This window comes from Stieleria magnilauensis, from assembly GCA_007753675.1.
GTDB lineage: Bacteria > Planctomycetota > Planctomycetia > Pirellulales > Pirellulaceae > Stieleria > Stieleria magnilauensis.
Genome location: CP036432.1, coordinates 9084434 through 9100689, shown reverse-complemented (window position 1 = coordinate 9100689; position 16256 = coordinate 9084434). Strand labels below are relative to the sequence as shown.

Here is a 16256-nt window from a genome sequence, read left to right as displayed (position 1 = left end):
CTGGACCCTATCGGGTGGCGCGGTCCCAAAAACCCGGTTTTGGCACGATTTTTGCGCCTGGCAGGTAAGTTTACACTTACTGCCTTTCTGACTGGGAATCGCCATGGTCGACCCGACGACACTCGGTGCCGATGAAGAGTCTCGCTTTGGCAAAGCCAAAGCGTTGCTGGCTGAGCTTCTTGAATTACCCAAACTACAACGGGTCTTTGAAGATCACGATTGTGCCAACGCGCGGATGGTCTATACGCAGGCCCCGACCCTCTGGCTACTCGTTTTACAACGGCTCGAAGGAGGCATCTCACTAACCGATGCCGTCGCAGATTTGCTCAAAAATCATACGGATATTTTGCCTGACAATCGAAGGGTTCAAGAGAATCGCCTTTCCGAAAACAATTCGGCCTACAACGCCGCCAGAAAAAGGATTCCGCTCGCTGTCGTGGAAGAGTTTTCCCATCGAATCTGCGATCACCTTGCTTCCCGCGCTCCCAAAGCCTTTCTCGATCGACGTGTATTCATTATCGATGGGACGACGATCACGCTTCCTCCGACCGAAGCACTTCAGAAAGCGTTCCCGCCGGCGTCCAACCAACACGGAGAGACGGTTTGGCCTATTGCGAGATTGCTGGTCGCAAATGAAATGCAGACCGGGTGCGCGTTGTTGCCGCAAGTCGATCCGATGTACGGAGCGGACAACAAAAGTGAACTTGAGCAAGCCAAGCCGATTATTGAACGACTCCCGAAACGCTCGATCGTTCTGGCTGATAGCGGTTTTGGGATTTTTAATGTCGCCCACCACTGCCAATTACATCATCAAGACTTCGTGCTGCGGCTGACCAAACAGCGATTCAGGTCGTACCGCAAGTCGGCTACGTTGGTCGACCAAGGGGACGGGTACAAGACGTTTCACTTGATTTGGCGGCCGACACCGAAGGACCGCCGAACCAATCTCGATCTTAGTAAAGACACGTCTATCGAAGTCTTTCTCCACCAAATTGAACTTGAAAATGGAGACACGCTGGAGATCGTGACGAGCCTTGAGACGGACGCTCACTCGGCCGCTGCCCTGTACGTTCGTCGCTACGATGTGGAGTTCGATATCCGCGATGTCAAAGTGACGATGGACACAGAAAACATTCGCGCCAAGAGTGTCGACACGGTGATGAAGGAGCTAATGGGATCGATCATCGCTTATAATCTTGTCGCTCAGCTACGCAAACAAGCAGCGAAATTGATTCGAGTTGACCCTCGCGAGCTCAGCTTCACGGGAGTTTGGACGACGTTCAAGCATCATCTGCTACGTGAAAAGCTTACGACCCTGGAGGAATGGAGGCTGGCTTATCACGGCGCTTTGGTGAGCGCAGCGGGCCGCAAACTTCCCAATCGAAAATTGCCTCGCAGCTACCCACGCATAGCCCACCCGCGGCGCCAAAAGACAACGAAATTCCAGAAGTCACTTCGAAGAAAAAAACAGCAGCCCGATGATATACCACCCGAATGACCACAAAGTAGGTGGCATTGGGCGTTAGCCACCGGATTGGAGAGACCTCGATCACGGAGGCCTGAAAGGCCGGCACAATCGGTCTCGCGAGCTGCGGGTATTGCCAAAAGCTGGGTAATTGTGTCGGCCCGCTGGGCCTCAGAGACTCCTTGAAATCATCCCCGGTGGCTCATGCCACCGGCATCCACTCTGTCGGCCCTCCGGGCCTGACGGACTTCGCCTATCCGGCAAATATCGTTACATAGAAAACGTTAGAAACAGGACACCTGAAACCTACGTCGCGTTGGCGAGGGCTTCGAGCTGGACAGTGGCTCTGCCTTGTTCTTTTTCCAGGTAGGCGCGACCGAATTTGACGTTGACGTGGTCCCAGGGCAATTTGTCCAGCAGTTCGTATTTTTCGTGGACTTGTCGTTGGACGTCGATGCCGGCGTCTTCGATGGCTGACCACCATCGATCGGGATCCAGGTGTTCGGTCCAGCCGTCCATCCGCGCGCCGCGTTCCCAGGCCAGACGGATGGCGTTGCCGGTGCGTCGATCGCCGCGGCTGAGGACGCCTTCGAGCAGACTGGTTTCGACGTTGTGGCACTTGATGTTGACGCTGCGGATCTTGCGGCGGCTCCACATGTACTTGTGGGCCCAGTGGAAGTATTCACGGCTTTGCATGCCGTTCCATTGGTACGGCGTGTGGGCTTTGGGGACAAAGTTGGACACGCTGGCGGTGACGCGTGCGTAGCGTCCCTTGACTTCCTTGCCGACCGTGGCGATGGTTTCGGCCAGGTCGACGATGCCGTCCAGGTCGACCGGTCGTTCGCCGGGCAAACCGCACATGAAGTACAGTTTGACGCTGTCGAAGCCGTTTTGGAACGCGTTGCGGCAGCCTTCGATCAGGTCGCTGTTTTTGATCTTCTTGCGAATTTGTTCACGCATGTCATCCCGTGCGACTTCGGGCGCCAGGGTCAGCGAGCTGCGTCGATCGGTACCGATCAATTGGGGCAGCGATCGCAATTGATCGTTGACGCGCAGGCTGGGCACGCTGATGTTCACACCGAGCGGCTTGAAGACTTCGTGCAGCCGTTTGACGAGCGGTTCGAAATGCGGGTAGTCGCTGCTGGAGAGCGAGAGGATGCTGATTTCGTTATGGCCGGTGTTCAGATAACTTTCCCAGGCGGCATCGACGATCGTGTCGACTTCGCGGATTCGCAACGGGCGTTTGATCACGGTGCTTTGACAGAACCGGCACAGGTGGGGGCAGCCGCGCATGATTTCCAGGGCGATGCGGTCGTGCACACATTCGATGTAGGGCACGATCGGATCGGTGGGCAGGGGGATTCCGTCCAGGTCGCTGATCACACTGGGGGCGAAGGTGGTGGGGACGTCGTCCCGGACGCGCTGGAGTGACGCGATGCGTCCATCTTTGTAGGTCGGCTGGTAAAACCGTGGCACGTAGGCGTACTCGAGCGTGTTGGCGACTTTGGCCAGGGCGTCGCTGCGTTGGCGTTTGCCTTCTTCGCCGTCGGGCAACGTGCCATCCTCGCGGCGGTAGCTTTCTTTGATTTCCAGCCACAGGTCGCAGACCGTCGGCAGGGCGGGTTCGCCGTCGCCGGTGATCATCACGTCAAAGTAATCCGCCATCGGCTCGGGGTTTTGGCAGCACGGTCCGCCGGCGACCAACAGCGGGTCGTTCATCGTCCGGTCGACCGATTCCAAGGGAATCCCGCCCAGGTCGATCATCGTCAAGACGTTTGGGGAGCTGATTTCGTACTGCAGGCTGAGCCCGACGACGTCAAATTCTGACAGCGCGGTGAAGGTTTCCAGGGTGTACAGCGGGATCTCGTGTTTTCGCAGCAACTGCTCCATGTCCGGCCAGGGCGTGAAGACACGTTCGGCACACCAATCGTCGCGGCGGTTCATCAGCGAGTAGAGCACCTGCAATCCGTGGTGGCTCATGCCGATCGTGTAGGCATCGGGAAACCCGACGGCCAGTTTTCCGCGGACGCCGCGATGGTCTTTGACAACGATATTTCGTTCGCCGCCGACGTATTGGGCCGGTGTTTGAACGTGCGGCCAAACGCGGGATTCAAGCAGTTTGCGTCGCTGATGGTTGATCATTCAGAAATGCCGATTCGCGTGTGCGGGTGTGGTGAGTCTTCAGTGGAATGCCTAAAGTGTGGTCGGTACAAGGCTACCAACGCAAGAGAAACCGAAAAAGACAAGGTGCATCCGAGCTGTGAGCGAATTTGAATCTGTTGGCAAAGTGGACGATTTCGAGATCGGCCGCGGAAAAGCGGTCCCGGTTGACGGCCGAATGGTCGCCGTGTTTCGTCAGGAAGACGGCAGCTGGCACGCGATCGACGACCTGTGTCCCCACATGGGGGCGTCGTTGGCCGAAGGGCACGTCGAGGGGACCACGGTCACGTGCCCCTGGCACGCCTGGCGATTCTGCATCGTCGATGGCACCTGGGAAGACAATCCGCGGGTCAAAACGGATTGTTTTGAGGTCAAGGTCGAAAACGATGAGGTCTGGGTCCGCGAGATCGAGACGGAGTGACGTTTCGGCGCTGAGAACCCTCCCGCTCGACCCCATAGGCACCAAGTTAAGCCGTCGGTTCGGTATGAATGTGAAGTAACCCTCCCGCACACGGGAGGGTTACTTCATTGAACGTCGCGGTCAGGTGTTACAGGCCGCGGACCAATTCGAGCGTGTGGGTTTCGCCGACTTTCAGAACCACCGGTTTGGAATCGGTTTCGGCGATGACGTGGTTGGCCCAGGCGGTGGCGTCTTGCTCGATCGGCGGCCAGGTGTTGTAGTGGGTCGGCAGCACCACTTTGGGTTCGATCAATTTGATCGCTTCGATGCTGTCGTGGATCCCCATGGTGAACACGTCCCCGATCGGGATCACGGCGACATCGGCACCGCCGGCGTACCATTTCATGTCGCTGTAATAGGCGGTGTCGCAGGCGAAATAGACGCGGAAGGTTTCGAATTTCAGCAGGAATCCCGCAGCGGATCCGCCGTAGGAGCCGTCCGGCAAGCTGCTGCTGTGCAGCGCCGGGACCATTTTCGCGGTTCCATCCCCGAGCGCGACGTTGCCGCCGACATTCATGGCGACGACGTTTTCAAATCCGTGGTTCTTTTTGAACCATTCGGCGATCTCCCAGGTTGCGATCAATTGGGCGCCGGAGTGTTTGAGCACCGCGGCGACGTCGCCGACGTGATCGGCGTGTCCGTGGGAGACAAGCACATGGGTGGCGTCGGCGAACTGATCGGCCGAGACTTGAGCTTTGGGGTTATCGGCGAAAAATGGATCCAGCAAAATCCGGGCGCCCGCGGTTTCGATCAGCCAGCTTGCGTGTGAGAGCCAAGTGAGTTTGATCATCGAGTTCGATCTTCCTTTTGTTGATGTTTGATTTGTTCCAGGGAGGTACCGTGAGCGGCCAGCAGCTGGTTGACGTACAGATACTGAATGTGTTCTTCGCTCGCCTCGGGATTCCGGCTGCGAATCCCGGCTCGCATGACTTGTCTCACTTCTTCGGTCAGCTGGAATGCTTTCGCGATCCGTTGCTCGCCGGTCATGTTTCGCCAAATGTCGCGCCACACTCGCAGTGATTCGCGGCCGGCTTCGGTTTCCATCGCGATGCGGTCTTCGAGTTTGGTTCCCAAGATGCGGTTGGGCGTCCCAGCGGAGTTTAGAAAGAATAACATCTTCGGCGGTTGCGATGTCGGCCTAGAAGTCTTCGCCGCGTAGTCGCGCGATTTCCATGGCATCCTTGTCGCCTCGTCCGGACAGGCAGACGACCAGATTTTCGGATTTGGGCATCTCGGCGGCCAGCTTCATCGCCTTGGCCAACGCGTGACTGGTTTCCAGGGCGGCGATGATGCCTTCGCTGCGTGCGAGTTTGTCAAACGCGTCCATGGCGTCGGCGTCACCGCACTGGATGTAGTCGACGCGGCCGGTGTCTTTCCAGTAACTGTGTTCGGGTCCGACGCCGGGGTAGTCCAACCCGGCACTCATGCTGTGCACGTCACAGGTTTGACCGTCTTCGTCTTGCATCACGTAGCTGTAACTGCCGTGCAGGACGCCGGGGGAGCCGAACGTCATGGGGGCGGCATGATCGCCGGGGTTGCTGCCCCGCCCGCCGGCTTCGACGCCGACCAATCGCACGCCCTCGTCTTCGATGAAGGGGGAAAACATCCCGGCCGCGTTGCTGCCGCCGCCGACACAGGCGACCACGCAGTCGGGCAGCTTGCCAAACACTTCCAGCGACTGGTCGCGCGTTTCGCGTCCGATCACGGCTTGGAAATCGCGGACCATCATCGGGAACGGGTGGGGGCCGATCACGCTGCCGATGATGTAGTGCGTGTGTTCGACCGAGGACATCCAGTCACGCATCGCTTCGTTGACGGCATCGCGAAGGGTTCGCGAGCCGGATTCGACGGGGCTGATCGTCGCACCCATCAGCCGCATGCTGAACACGTTGGGTTTTTGCCGGCGAATGTCTTCGGCACCCATGTAGACCGTGCAGGGCAACCCGAAGTGTGCACAGGCGGTCGCGCTGGCGACGCCGTGTTGGCCGGCGCCGGTTTCCGCGATCACTCGCGTTTTTCCCATTCGCAGCGTCAGCAAGGCCTGGCCGAGGGTGTTGTTGATCTTGTGCGCCCCGGTGTGATTGAGGTCTTCACGCTTGAGCCAAATCTGGGCCCCGCCGGCGGCTTCGGAGAGGCGCCGGGCGTGGTAGAACGGGCTGGGGCGGCCGACGAACGTTTTCAACAATCCGTCGAGTTCGCGCTGGAACTCCGGATCTTTCTTGGCCAAGTCGTATTCTTCGGCCAATTGATCGAGTGCGCGGGTCAGTGTTTCGGGGACGAAGCGGCCGCCGAATTCGCCGAATCGGCCTTTCGCATCGGGGACCGCCGCCGTCGCGGGCTCTTGGGAAGGAGCACTGCTCATCGTAGTTTTGCCAAAAAGGTATGCTTCCGTAGTCACTTCATCATCTTCACCCGGCCGTCCAAGTTGGTCAACGCGACGAAACCCAGCCCGATGCGATTCCGCCGAATTGCCGATGCGGCGATTCGGACCGTGATCGGTGTGGATTTTAGCGGTGCCGCCCAGTCCGGCAAAACGGCTTGGATCGCCGAACTTTCTGCCCCCGCGCCGCTGCGTCTGGCCGATCGCTCCCCCCGTTTTCAACTGGTGTCACTGCAACCCCTGGGCCGGCCCGCCGGCGGCGACGACCGCGACCGAGTCAATCGCTACCTGGTCGACCGCATTGCCTCACAATCGGAAACGTTTTGGGGCTGTGATTTTCCCTTCGGATTGCCGATCGAGTTAGCGCTGGGCGACTGGCCGGACCAATTGTCGCATGTCAGCGCGTTTGTCGGATCGGCCAAGGAGTTCGGGTTGTCGCTGGTCGAGACGACCGAGCGAGTGCTGGGGACCAAACACGTTCGCCGGACCACGGATCGGGAAACCCAGACGCCGTTTGATTGTTACCACTACCGGATCATCTACCAGACGTACCACGGCATGCGCGAGGTGCTGGCGGAGCTTGCCGACGATCGGAATGTGTTGGTGTTGCCGTTTCAGTATCACCGCGCCGGACGCGGCCCGGCGTCTTCGATCTTGGTTGAAGCGTGCCCGTCGTCGACGCTGAAACGGTTGGGGCTGCCGCATCAACGCTACAAACAGTCCGGCGGGAAGCCGCCCGAAACAATCCACCGCCGGACGCGGCGGACGATTTTGCAAACGATTTCGAACTACGTCGACATTTCGTCGCATCGACGCCGGGTGATCCTGCAGGACCCCGGTGGTGATGCGCTCGACGCGGTGCTGGCCGGCCTGGGAGCCTGGTTGGGGTTCTCGCGCGCCGATCATGCCGCGATTCAGAAACACCCGCGTTATGCTCGCGAAGGGTTCGTGTATTGTTAGGGGTGGGGTAGGTATCTTGCTTGCTGTTGGGGTGCGTTGGCACTCTGTCTGCGATGCAGCCAGGGATCGCAAGCTGGAAGCTTACGCCACTTTCGCAAGCTGGAAGCTTACGCCACATTTCGCAAGCTGGAAGCTTACGCCACTGATGGAATTGAGATGCCGGAGTTGCCTGAAGTCGAAACGATGTGTCGCGGGGTGCTGCCGATGGTGGGGCATCGGATTCGCGCCGCCGAGCGTCCGCCCTGCGCGCGGCGGCCGATCTTGTTTGAGCCGTCGATCGGCCGGTTCGATCGACGTGTCCGCGGCCGGCTGATCACCGGCATCGATCGTCTGGGCAAACGGGTGATCATCGAATTGGAAGACGCGCAAGCGATCGTGATCGAACCGCGGATGACAGGATTGGTGTTGTTGAGCGATCCGCCGGGGCCGGAGCATCTGCGTTTGCGGCTGATCCTCGATGGTGACGCGATTCAGGAGATGCTGTTTTGGGATCGGCGGGGGCTGGGCACCGTGCGATTGCTGACCGCGGACCAATTGCAGCGTGACGTCCGCGATCGGCTCGGCCCGGACGCCACCCGGATCAGCGCCGAACAGCTGCGTGAAAATCTGCGTCACAGTCGCCGTGTGATCAAAGTCGCTCTGCTGGACCAAGCGGCCGTGGCGGGGATCGGAAACCTGTACGCGGCCGAGATTCTGTTCGTCGCCGGGGTCGATCCACGCACCCGTTGTGACAAGTTGAGCCGGCCGCAGTGGGAGCGTATTCACGCCGGGATTGGAGCGGTGTTGGGGGAGGCGATCGAGCACGAGGGCAGCACGCTCTCCGACGGGACGTACCGCAATGCGCTGAACAACGAAGGCAGCTATCAAAACTACCATCGCGTCTACGATCGGGCCGGTTTGGGATGCGGACGCTGCTCCGTCGGTGTGATTCGCCGAATCGTCCAGGGCCAACGGAGTACATTTTTTTGCCCGATTTGCCAACGGAAAACCGGGCGACACGGCTCGGTCGGCGAAATCGAAGTTTCGCGATCGGTGGCGGACGCGGTACAATCGTAGACTGAACCCTCGCTTGAGCGGCTGCAGAGTCGGCCTGGCTGAGCGACCATCGGGCCACCACCCTTCCCTTTCGGATTCATGATGCCGATTTCATCCAACCGCCGCGACTGGTTTCGCAAGACCGCCCTTCTCGCCGCCGGCGGTTCGCTCGCCGGGTCGCTGCTGGGGCAGCGGGTGTGTGACGCGGCGGCTCGGAACCCGTCGTGGGAAACGGCGACGCAAAAGGCGTTGGCGTGGCTCGCGCGGACTCAATCCTCGCGGGGACATTGGAACACCCAGGTCTATCCGACCGCGATGGCCGCGCTTGCCGGAACGGCGATGATCGGCAGCGGATCGACGACCACCCAGGGACCCTATGCCAAGGAGATCGCCAGGACGTCGGATTACTTGATCAGCAAGAGCCGCGACAACGGTCTGATCGGCGACCCCACCACCGACCAACGCTACACCTATGGGCACGGGTTCGCGATGTTGTTCTTGTCCCAGGTGCTCGGCGAGGAGGGCTTGTTGGATCGTCGCCGCGAAATCGTGGACGTGTTAACTCGGGCGGTCGAGTTCAGCGGCAATGCCCAGACGGCGGCCGGCGGTTGGGGCTACGTGTCGGCGGCCGAGGGAAACGATTTTGATGAAGGCTCCACGACGATCACTCAGGTCCAAGGGCTGCGCGGTTGCCGCAACGCCGGCATCCCCGTCAGTGGTGACGTGATCGAGCGTGCCAAGGAATACATTTACGGCTGCAAGAACAAGGACGGCGGGATCAGTTACAGCAGTCGTCAGCGCGGCAACAGTCGACCGGCGATCACCGCCGCCGCCCTGGCGGCACTCTACAACGCCGGCGATTACGACAGCGAGCATGTTCCCGAAATGCTCGAGTACACCAAGAAGGAACTGCACGGCATCAGCGACGGTGCTCGCGCGTTCGGCCACTGGCATTACACGTATCTGTATTACAGCCAAGTGGTCTACCGTCAGGGCGACGAATTGTGGCAACCGTTCCGCACCAAGTTGTACGAACGCATCACCAGCCAGCAACGTCCCGACGGAAATTGGGAAGGCCAGATCCATCCGGTCTATGTGACCGCCTGCAATCTGATCATGTTGCAGTTGGATTACGGCTACCTGCCGATCTATCAACGGTAGCAAGGGTCTTGCGAGCGACCGCGAACCAGCTGGGTTGTTGCAAATCGCGGTAGGGCGAGTCGGCTGGCAAGATTTGCATCAGATACTGATCCGCCGCTCGCAAATTGTGATACGGCAGCGACGGAAAGAGGTGATGCAGCGCGTGAAAGCGAATCGAGAACGGATAGAGCAGCCACGTGAAGAAATCGCGGCCGGTGAAATTGCAAGAATCGTGCATGTGATCCGACGGTGTCATCTTTGTCCCGTCGCTTTCGAAATGATGATCAGCCAACAATCGTAATTGATTGAGCAACAAAACGCTGATGCCGAGCGAGTAGAGCATCGGAATTCGCGACCATTGATTGATGCCCAGCAAGACGAGCGCAGGAATCAATGTGGCACGGATGCAAGTCAGTAGTTCGACCGCCGTGATGCGGCGACGATCGGCCTTGGAAACGCGTCGCACGTAGTACGGATTCATCATCAGCGAGGAGCAACGGGTCAACACAAACGTCCGCAGCCTGGGATGCAAAAACGTTAGCGGAGTGATGATGAACCGTACCGTCACGATGATGGGAAACGCCAACACCAACAGCGCGTAACCAAACATGCTGGTCCAGTTGCCGCGTCGGAAGCAATTGACGATGTATTCGGGGTCTTGCTTCGTGCCGTACAGGCGATGCGTATGATGATCACGATGGTGTGCCGAAAAGAACGGCGAGGGGGCCAACATCATGACGCCGGCGATCAGATTCCAAGCGACCTTGTACGCCCGCATTTCATGCTCGCCCAAATGGGCGACTTCATGAACCAGTGAACCGGCGCGGTAAAGCCAAAACACGGCGATCGGAAACGCGATGATTTGGTACGCCGACCAGGCTTCCGCGGTCAGATAAACAGCCGCCGCGGTGTACGCCAACGCGATGCTGACCAAAAAATCACGCCAGTAGATCCATGATGAAACGCGAAAGTAATCGACATCGGCGTCGCGCAATGCCACTTTGGAATCATGCACCCAGTGCTCTGAACAAGCATCCATCAACATCTCCAGCTGGTCGGTCTGGTCGCAGCGTTCGGAACAGGCCCGCGTCCAGGTGAAGCAGGTAGCCTAGGTGATCGTCGCACGATTGTAGAGCCGAACTTGGGCGTTCAGCGCCGAATGTTTTTCGCACTGTCAAACTGGGCGATGCCGTGTCGTCGAAGTGATGGTTTACTTTGTGCGGATTGCTTTGATGTGATCGTCTTGACCACCGACCGTGGGTGGAAACCACTACAGCGGACGGTGGGGCGTTCGGTCTGGTTCGGTGGTTTGCAATTGCACCATGTCACGGTAGCGGCCTCCCCCGGCGACGAGTTGCTCGTGCGTGCCGACTTCGGCGATGCGGCCGTCTTCCAGAACGACGATCTTGTCGGCGTTGCGGATCGTGCTCAAACGATGGGCGATCACCAGGGAGGTCCGGCTTTGGAGCAGTTCTTCGAGTGAACGTTGGATCATCTGTTCGCTCTCGCTGTCCAGATTGCTGGTCGCTTCATCGAGGATCAGGATCTTGGGGTCGGCCAGAATGGCGCGGGCGATCGCCAGGCGTTGACGTTGTCCGCCGGAGAGTTTGACGCCGCGTTCGCCGATCACGCTGTCGTAACCTTTGGGAAGTTTTTCGATGAACTCGTGCGCCGCAGCTGCCTGCGCCGCGGCGATGATTTCCGCATCCTCGCAATCACGTCGGGCATAGGCGATGTTGTCGGCGATCGTCCCGTCAAACAAGAACACCTCTTGTTCGACAATTCCCAGCAAGCTGCGGTAGGAGTCCAGGTTGATTTCGCGCAGGTCTTTGCCATCGAGTCGGATGCTGCCTTTGGCGGGATCATAGAACCGTGCGATCAAATTGGTCAGCGTCGTCTTTCCCGCACCGCTGCGACCGACCAGCGCGACGGTTTCGCCCGCTGCGATTTCGAGCGAGATGTTTTGCAGCACGTTGGTGTCGGTACCGGGATAGCGAAAGGACAGATCGTTGATCGTGATGCTGCCGGCGGTCGAGGCTTTGTTGACATGGACGGCGTCGGGGTTGGTCGGCAGTTCGCTGTCGACTTCCATCACGTCCAGGATGCGATCCAGACCGGCGAGATTGTTTTGAAACCCGACGGCGCTGCCGGCGATGGTGGCCAGCGGATCGAGCAGCATGGTCAGGTAGACGAGAAACATCATCAGGTCACCGAGCGTCAGCCCGCCGTGGATGATTTGATAGCCGCCATAGAGCAACAGCCCGGTCGAAGCGAGTGGGATGATGACTTCCCAGATCGTTTCGATGATTCGGGTCCACCACCAGGTGAAGAGTTGTTGACGGACCAGGAAGCCGCCTTCGCGAACAAATTTTGCCGATTCACGACGCGACCGCGAAAAGGTCCGCACGACACGGATCCCGCCGAACGTTTCGGTCGCATTGGCGTCGATCTTTTGCCGTTGTTTGCGGATGTCGCGGTACAGCGGCCGGATGCGATTGATCCAGGTTCGGTGCGTGACCCAGACGATCGGCAGCAACAGCAGTCCGCCGACCATCAGTTTCCAGTCGACGAAGATCAGGATGATCAGGCTGCCGACGAACTGGATGATCGCCCGCCAGGGGTTGTACAGCATCGAAAAAATCAGATCGGCAACGCCCCCGGCGTCTTCGCGGATCAGGCTGGCGACGCCGCCGGATTTCAAGTCGTACACGCGTCCCAGGGGCAGCCGGATCGCATGGTCGAAGACTTTGCGGCGAATCGTGATCTGCGATTGATTGACTGCTTTGGTGGCGGTCCAACGGCTGAACAGATGGACGATCGTCGCCAGAATCGTCATCACGACGACGGCGGCGGCGATCCACAACAGACGCTGCATCTTGTCGGTCGGCCAATCGAACTCGGCCAGCCAGGATGGCAGCGGTTTGGGCGGATCGGTCAGGACGCAATCGATCGCCAGTTTGGTTCCGACCGGCGGGACCAGACGTAATCCGATCGCGATGCTGAGGAAGAACAGGGCAACGACGATTTGTCGACGGTGCGGCCCGATCAGTTTCCAGAATTCGCGGATCAGTTCCCAGAAACCACGCTCGCGCGTTCCCAATTTGATCGCGCTGCGGGCGGTGCCATGATGGCCTGTGGGGCGGACTTTCTCGGCATTTCGCTGGCGAACGGTCTGGCGATAGTCGTCAAATCGGTGGCGGCTAGGCAGTGTAGGCATGCACTATTGGTAGCGCCGAAGCCAGCCGATGACAAGGTGCGGTCGCTAAATTGGGTAACGCGGTGAAGTATTTATTTCACAGCGTTGTCAAACGAGGTTGGAGCCCGGGGACGATCAATCCGCCAGACCCCCGGTTCCACGCGATGCATCGGCAGGTTGTGTTGTCTGGATAACTGGTCGAGGAATCGATCACCGCCCTCCCGCAGGTCGATGATCAGCGTGATGTCTTTCTTTGCAATCCACTCGGCCAGCCCGGAAACGTTTTGACGGTCCAGCAAGTCGTAGAAGTAGCGGCGATCGGTCCTGAAATTGTCACCGCGATGAAACCACGCGAACGCTTCGACGTAGGGGTCCGACCAAAACACGCCTTGGCGCATCAACCAGTAGTGCTGAGTGGATTCCTTGGCCAACAGCAAGGCGCGGTCGGACGGTTGCAGATAATGGGGACGCAAATCGTCCAGCGTGCGGGTCGAAGGAATCGTTTGCCAGTTCGCCCGACGCTGGCTCATGCCGGCGATCTCGACATCGAGCAAACTGTTCAATCCACGTATGTTTTTTAGCGGCGTCGCAATTTCAAAACGGAACGCCACCGCAGAGACGGTGATGAAGACGAGTAGAGCCGTGCCGATTTTGCGCCGTCCGCGGCGCGGCATGCAACTGGCGATGGCCGGAGCCACCACGGTTGACGCGATCGGGTAAGCAAACCAATGCAGCCGTTCGTAGCCGGCTGCATAATGTGGATACCGTGTCAGGAAGATGCCCGAGACCAGCCACATGCCCCAAAGCACGCCGATCGTGCTCAGGCCAGATCCGAGCAGGCGTCGTGTGCGACCGGTGCACTTGCCGAGCAACACCCGCACGCCGAGCACCAACACGCCGAGATGCATCGTTGCCAATAACCCGCATCCGGTGATCAATGAGTGCTTTAGATGAAATCGGTCACCGACCCACTCGGTCGTATCGCACGGCAACGCCGTGCCGGGAATCGTGTTGTAGAAACCGACCCAGTAATGAATGGGCCTGCGGTCCAGCGATGCTTCGTAATCGATTTGAATGATTTGGCGAATCTGCTCGTGGTTGCTTTGGGCGTCGCCGATCAGAACGACAGCTACGCACAACAGCAACGTCGCCAGGGCCAACGTGGCGGTGCGGCGAATGCCCGTTCGATCAGCGGGGGTGACGAGGATGCCAAGCGGCGCGATGAGCAACAGCAGATAAATCGCAGTCAGTGGATGGAAACGCACCAGGGCGGGAAGCAGGCCGAGCAGCGGAATGCAATATCGTGACTTGCCATGGATCCAGCCTTGCGCAAGCCAAAGGGTCGAGGGGATCAGAAAGAACAACGCAATGTCTTTGTCGAGCAACAGATTATTGGTGATGCGAAACGAATAATTGAACGCGTTGAAGTTTCGATACCAGAGCAAGATCGGACCCAGCATCGCGATCAACACGAACGGGTACGAAACACGTTTGCCCGCCAGCGACCGCAATACTTCCGCCAGGCACAGCAGCACCGAGAACGCAACCGGGATGGTTGCATAGCGAAGCAAGACTTGATCGACCGCGATGCCACTGGTGTAGGCGATCATGCCGGGCAACGAATGCCAGTAGTGCGATCTCCAGCGGGGCATCGGTTGGTCGACTTCCATCGCCGACATGCCGATCGATGAAACACGCAACGATGCGTGCTCGAGCATGTCTTGTTGCTGCAGCAGAAACTGGTGGATGTCATTGGATCGCGGTGTGCGGTAAACACAAACCGAGAACACGATCAACGTAAGGATCAACACGCCGTGTCCGCCCGGCAGGCCGATCGCGGTGGGCAGTGCACGCCCGAGGTGCTCGCGCCGGCAGATTCCCGCGCTCAGCAATCCCACCGCCCAGATCGCCAAGTACGTATTCATCCCGAATCCGAGCAACGAGGCGGCGAACGCTAGCAATCCGTGCAATGCGACGGCGGAGATCATCGCGGCGAGATGACGCCGAATCAGCGAGCTGTGGCTGCCGACCCAGGACGGAGCGATCAGCCAGCCCAGGGCCACGAATCCCGTCCAGGTCAGCTGAACACGGACATCTGCCAAATTTCCCGGGCCAAGGACCAGTGTTGCGATCAGCAGTGTCGACTGGATTGCAAGAAGCGGCAACAGATCGCGAAGTAGCGGCATGGAGGGCGAACGACGTTAAATGGGGGCGGCGGAGGACTGGACGCAACAATGCGGCGTGGAGATGCACGCTCGGTCACTCGGCGCGTCCGCCCCGCCTCACCAGGGTGAGGTGGAATCCGGCAGGACATCCGGGGCGGAGTCGGTGCGGCGGAATTTTCATGGCCTTGAGCATCCCTGGGATGTTACACTGGACCGTCTCCTCGTTGGTCTCCGCATGTCTTTTCTTTCGGAGGGTGTCCATGCTGGATCTCGTCATCGCGACTTCGGTCATGATCTGTCTGTGTCTGGTGATCGGATGGTTGGTTGCGTTACGGATGAAGCGCGAATCCCGTCTGTCCAGCGTGGTGTTGTGTGTTTCAGTGCTTTCGGCCGCCGGCTACGTGTACTTTTTCAATGGCATGTTGACGTGGGCCCGTTTCGTTCCGTTGACCGCCGCGATCGTGTGGACCAATTTTGCGCCGATCTTCTTGTGCGTGGCGTCGGCGGCAGCGCTGGCGATCCCCAATCGTCCGCTGTGGCGGCGCGGTGGGTTATCGTTGGTGCTGGGTGTGTTCGCCACCGCGATGCTGTTGCAGCCGATCGTCCAGCCGGTGATTCGCCCGGTGCGGCACAGCATGAACACGGTTTGGCTGGGGCACGACGTGTGTCAACAATCCGGCAGCGTGACGTGCAGCCCTGCGGCGGCGGCAACGTTGTTGAAAGCCAATGGGATCGATGCCGAAGAACATCAACTCGTGCAATGGTGTTTGACCGACGCGCTCGGGACGACTTCGTTGGGGCTGTGGCGCGGGCTGCGGCTGGCGACGGCCAAGACGGATCTGGAGCCGGAAGTGATGGACGTGACGCTGGAGGATCTGCTCAGCCGTGAACATCGCGACGACCTTTTCCCCTGCTTGATCCTGGTCGGGTTTCCGCGGTTCGGAACCGTTGCCTCACCCGAAGTCGAATCACGCTACATCAAGGACTATGGTTGGCCGCGAGGGTTTCGGCACAGTGTCGTCTTGTACGGACCGGCCGAGGATGGCGGGGTCGAAGTCGGTGATCCGTCGATCGGCCGCGAGCGTTGGGCGAAGCAGGATCTTGAGATCTTGTGGCGTGGAGAAGCGGTGCGTTTGGTGCGTCGCGAATCCTAGTCTTCGGCGTGATCGTTTCGAAGATGTTTTCGCGGGGTTGAGGACATCGCCCCCGCGGCGCTGCGAGTCGGGGCGGGAGAAGCCCAATACCGCTGAGCTAACTTCAATGGTGGCGCCCGGGCGCTGGCGCGAACCGGCTGA

Annotated in this window: 13 protein-coding genes; 6 read left to right on the top strand and 7 right to left on the bottom strand. The window is 59.3% G+C overall.

Annotation, left to right across the window (positions count from 1 at the left end):
- Positions 1 to 103: 103 nt before the first annotated feature.
- Complete coding sequence (locus TBK1r_RS32745) at positions 104 to 1498, top strand: IS4 family transposase (RefSeq protein WP_145207138.1); 1395 nt, start codon at positions 104 to 106, stop codon at positions 1496 to 1498.
- A 273-nt stretch (positions 1499 to 1771) separates the two neighbouring features.
- Here the strand turns inward: TBK1r_RS32745 and TBK1r_RS32740 are convergent, their stop codons facing one another.
- Positions 1772 to 3607, bottom strand: coding sequence for a TIGR03960 family B12-binding radical SAM protein (locus TBK1r_RS32740; RefSeq protein ID WP_145219750.1), 1836 nt, complete (start codon positions 3605 to 3607; stop codon positions 1772 to 1774).
- A gap of 118 nt (positions 3608 to 3725) precedes the next feature.
- Between TBK1r_RS32740 and TBK1r_RS32735 the strand changes: the two genes are divergently transcribed.
- Positions 3726 to 4046: a Rieske (2Fe-2S) protein gene (locus tag TBK1r_RS32735; protein ID WP_145219748.1), complete on the top strand. Its 321-nt coding sequence runs from the start codon at positions 3726 to 3728 to the stop codon at positions 4044 to 4046.
- 127 nt (positions 4047 to 4173) lie between these two features.
- Here the strand turns inward: TBK1r_RS32735 and TBK1r_RS32730 are convergent, their stop codons facing one another.
- The 3 genes from TBK1r_RS32730 to trpB are packed head-to-tail and all read right to left on the bottom strand — an operon-like array spanning position 4174 to position 6447.
- A complete protein-coding gene (locus TBK1r_RS32730) occupies positions 4174 to 4875 on the bottom strand; it encodes a metal-dependent hydrolase (RefSeq protein ID WP_145219746.1) in 702 nt (233 codons plus the stop codon).
- Entirely contained in the window at positions 4872 to 5201 is a 330-nt protein-coding gene (locus tag TBK1r_RS32725) for a hypothetical protein (RefSeq protein WP_145219744.1), read from the bottom strand. Before TBK1r_RS32725 ends, TBK1r_RS32730 begins: the two co-directional genes overlap by 4 nt.
- Before the next feature lie 22 nt (positions 5202 to 5223).
- Entirely contained in the window at positions 5224 to 6447 is a 1224-nt protein-coding gene (gene trpB / locus TBK1r_RS32720) for a tryptophan synthase subunit beta (protein WP_145219742.1), read from the bottom strand.
- A gap of 90 nt (positions 6448 to 6537) precedes the next feature.
- On the opposite strand from trpB, the gene TBK1r_RS32715 reads away from it, so the two are divergent.
- The 3 genes from TBK1r_RS32715 to TBK1r_RS32705 all read left to right on the top strand — a co-directional run bounded on the left by TBK1r_RS32715 (position 6538) and on the right by TBK1r_RS32705 (position 9621).
- Positions 6538 to 7425 (top strand): DUF429 domain-containing protein, encoded by an 888-nt coding sequence (locus tag TBK1r_RS32715; RefSeq protein ID WP_145219740.1) that lies wholly within the window; start codon positions 6538 to 6540, stop codon positions 7423 to 7425.
- 156 nt (positions 7426 to 7581) lie between these two features.
- The gene (locus TBK1r_RS32710; RefSeq protein ID WP_145219738.1) at positions 7582 to 8481 is read left to right on the top strand and encodes an Fpg/Nei family DNA glycosylase; all 900 of its coding nucleotides are present in this window, start codon (positions 7582 to 7584) and stop codon (positions 8479 to 8481) included.
- Between the two features lie 78 nt (positions 8482 to 8559).
- Positions 8560 to 9621, top strand: coding sequence for a prenyltransferase/squalene oxidase repeat-containing protein (locus tag TBK1r_RS32705; RefSeq protein ID WP_372898440.1), 1062 nt, complete (start codon positions 8560 to 8562; stop codon positions 9619 to 9621).
- On the opposite strand, the gene TBK1r_RS32700 is transcribed toward TBK1r_RS32705, so the two are convergent.
- The 3 genes from TBK1r_RS32700 to TBK1r_RS32690 all read right to left on the bottom strand — a co-directional run bounded on the left by TBK1r_RS32700 (position 9575) and on the right by TBK1r_RS32690 (position 14982).
- The gene (locus TBK1r_RS32700) at positions 9575 to 10639 is read right to left on the bottom strand and encodes a fatty acid desaturase family protein (protein WP_419580625.1); all 1065 of its coding nucleotides are present in this window, start codon (positions 10637 to 10639) and stop codon (positions 9575 to 9577) included. The two genes, TBK1r_RS32705 and TBK1r_RS32700, sit on opposite strands and share 47 nt — an antisense overlap.
- A gap of 231 nt (positions 10640 to 10870) precedes the next feature.
- The gene (locus TBK1r_RS32695; RefSeq protein WP_145219734.1) at positions 10871 to 12817 is read right to left on the bottom strand and encodes an ABC transporter ATP-binding protein; all 1947 of its coding nucleotides are present in this window, start codon (positions 12815 to 12817) and stop codon (positions 10871 to 10873) included.
- Between the two features lie 71 nt (positions 12818 to 12888).
- Positions 12889 to 14982, bottom strand: a complete 2094-nt coding sequence (locus TBK1r_RS32690) for a hypothetical protein (protein WP_145219732.1) — start codon at positions 14980 to 14982, stop codon at positions 12889 to 12891.
- A 239-nt stretch (positions 14983 to 15221) separates the two neighbouring features.
- Between TBK1r_RS32690 and TBK1r_RS32685 the strand changes: the two genes are divergently transcribed.
- Positions 15222 to 16115, top strand: a complete 894-nt coding sequence (locus tag TBK1r_RS32685; RefSeq protein WP_145219730.1) for a cysteine peptidase family C39 domain-containing protein — start codon at positions 15222 to 15224, stop codon at positions 16113 to 16115.
- The last annotated feature ends 141 nt before the right edge of the window (positions 16116 to 16256 follow it).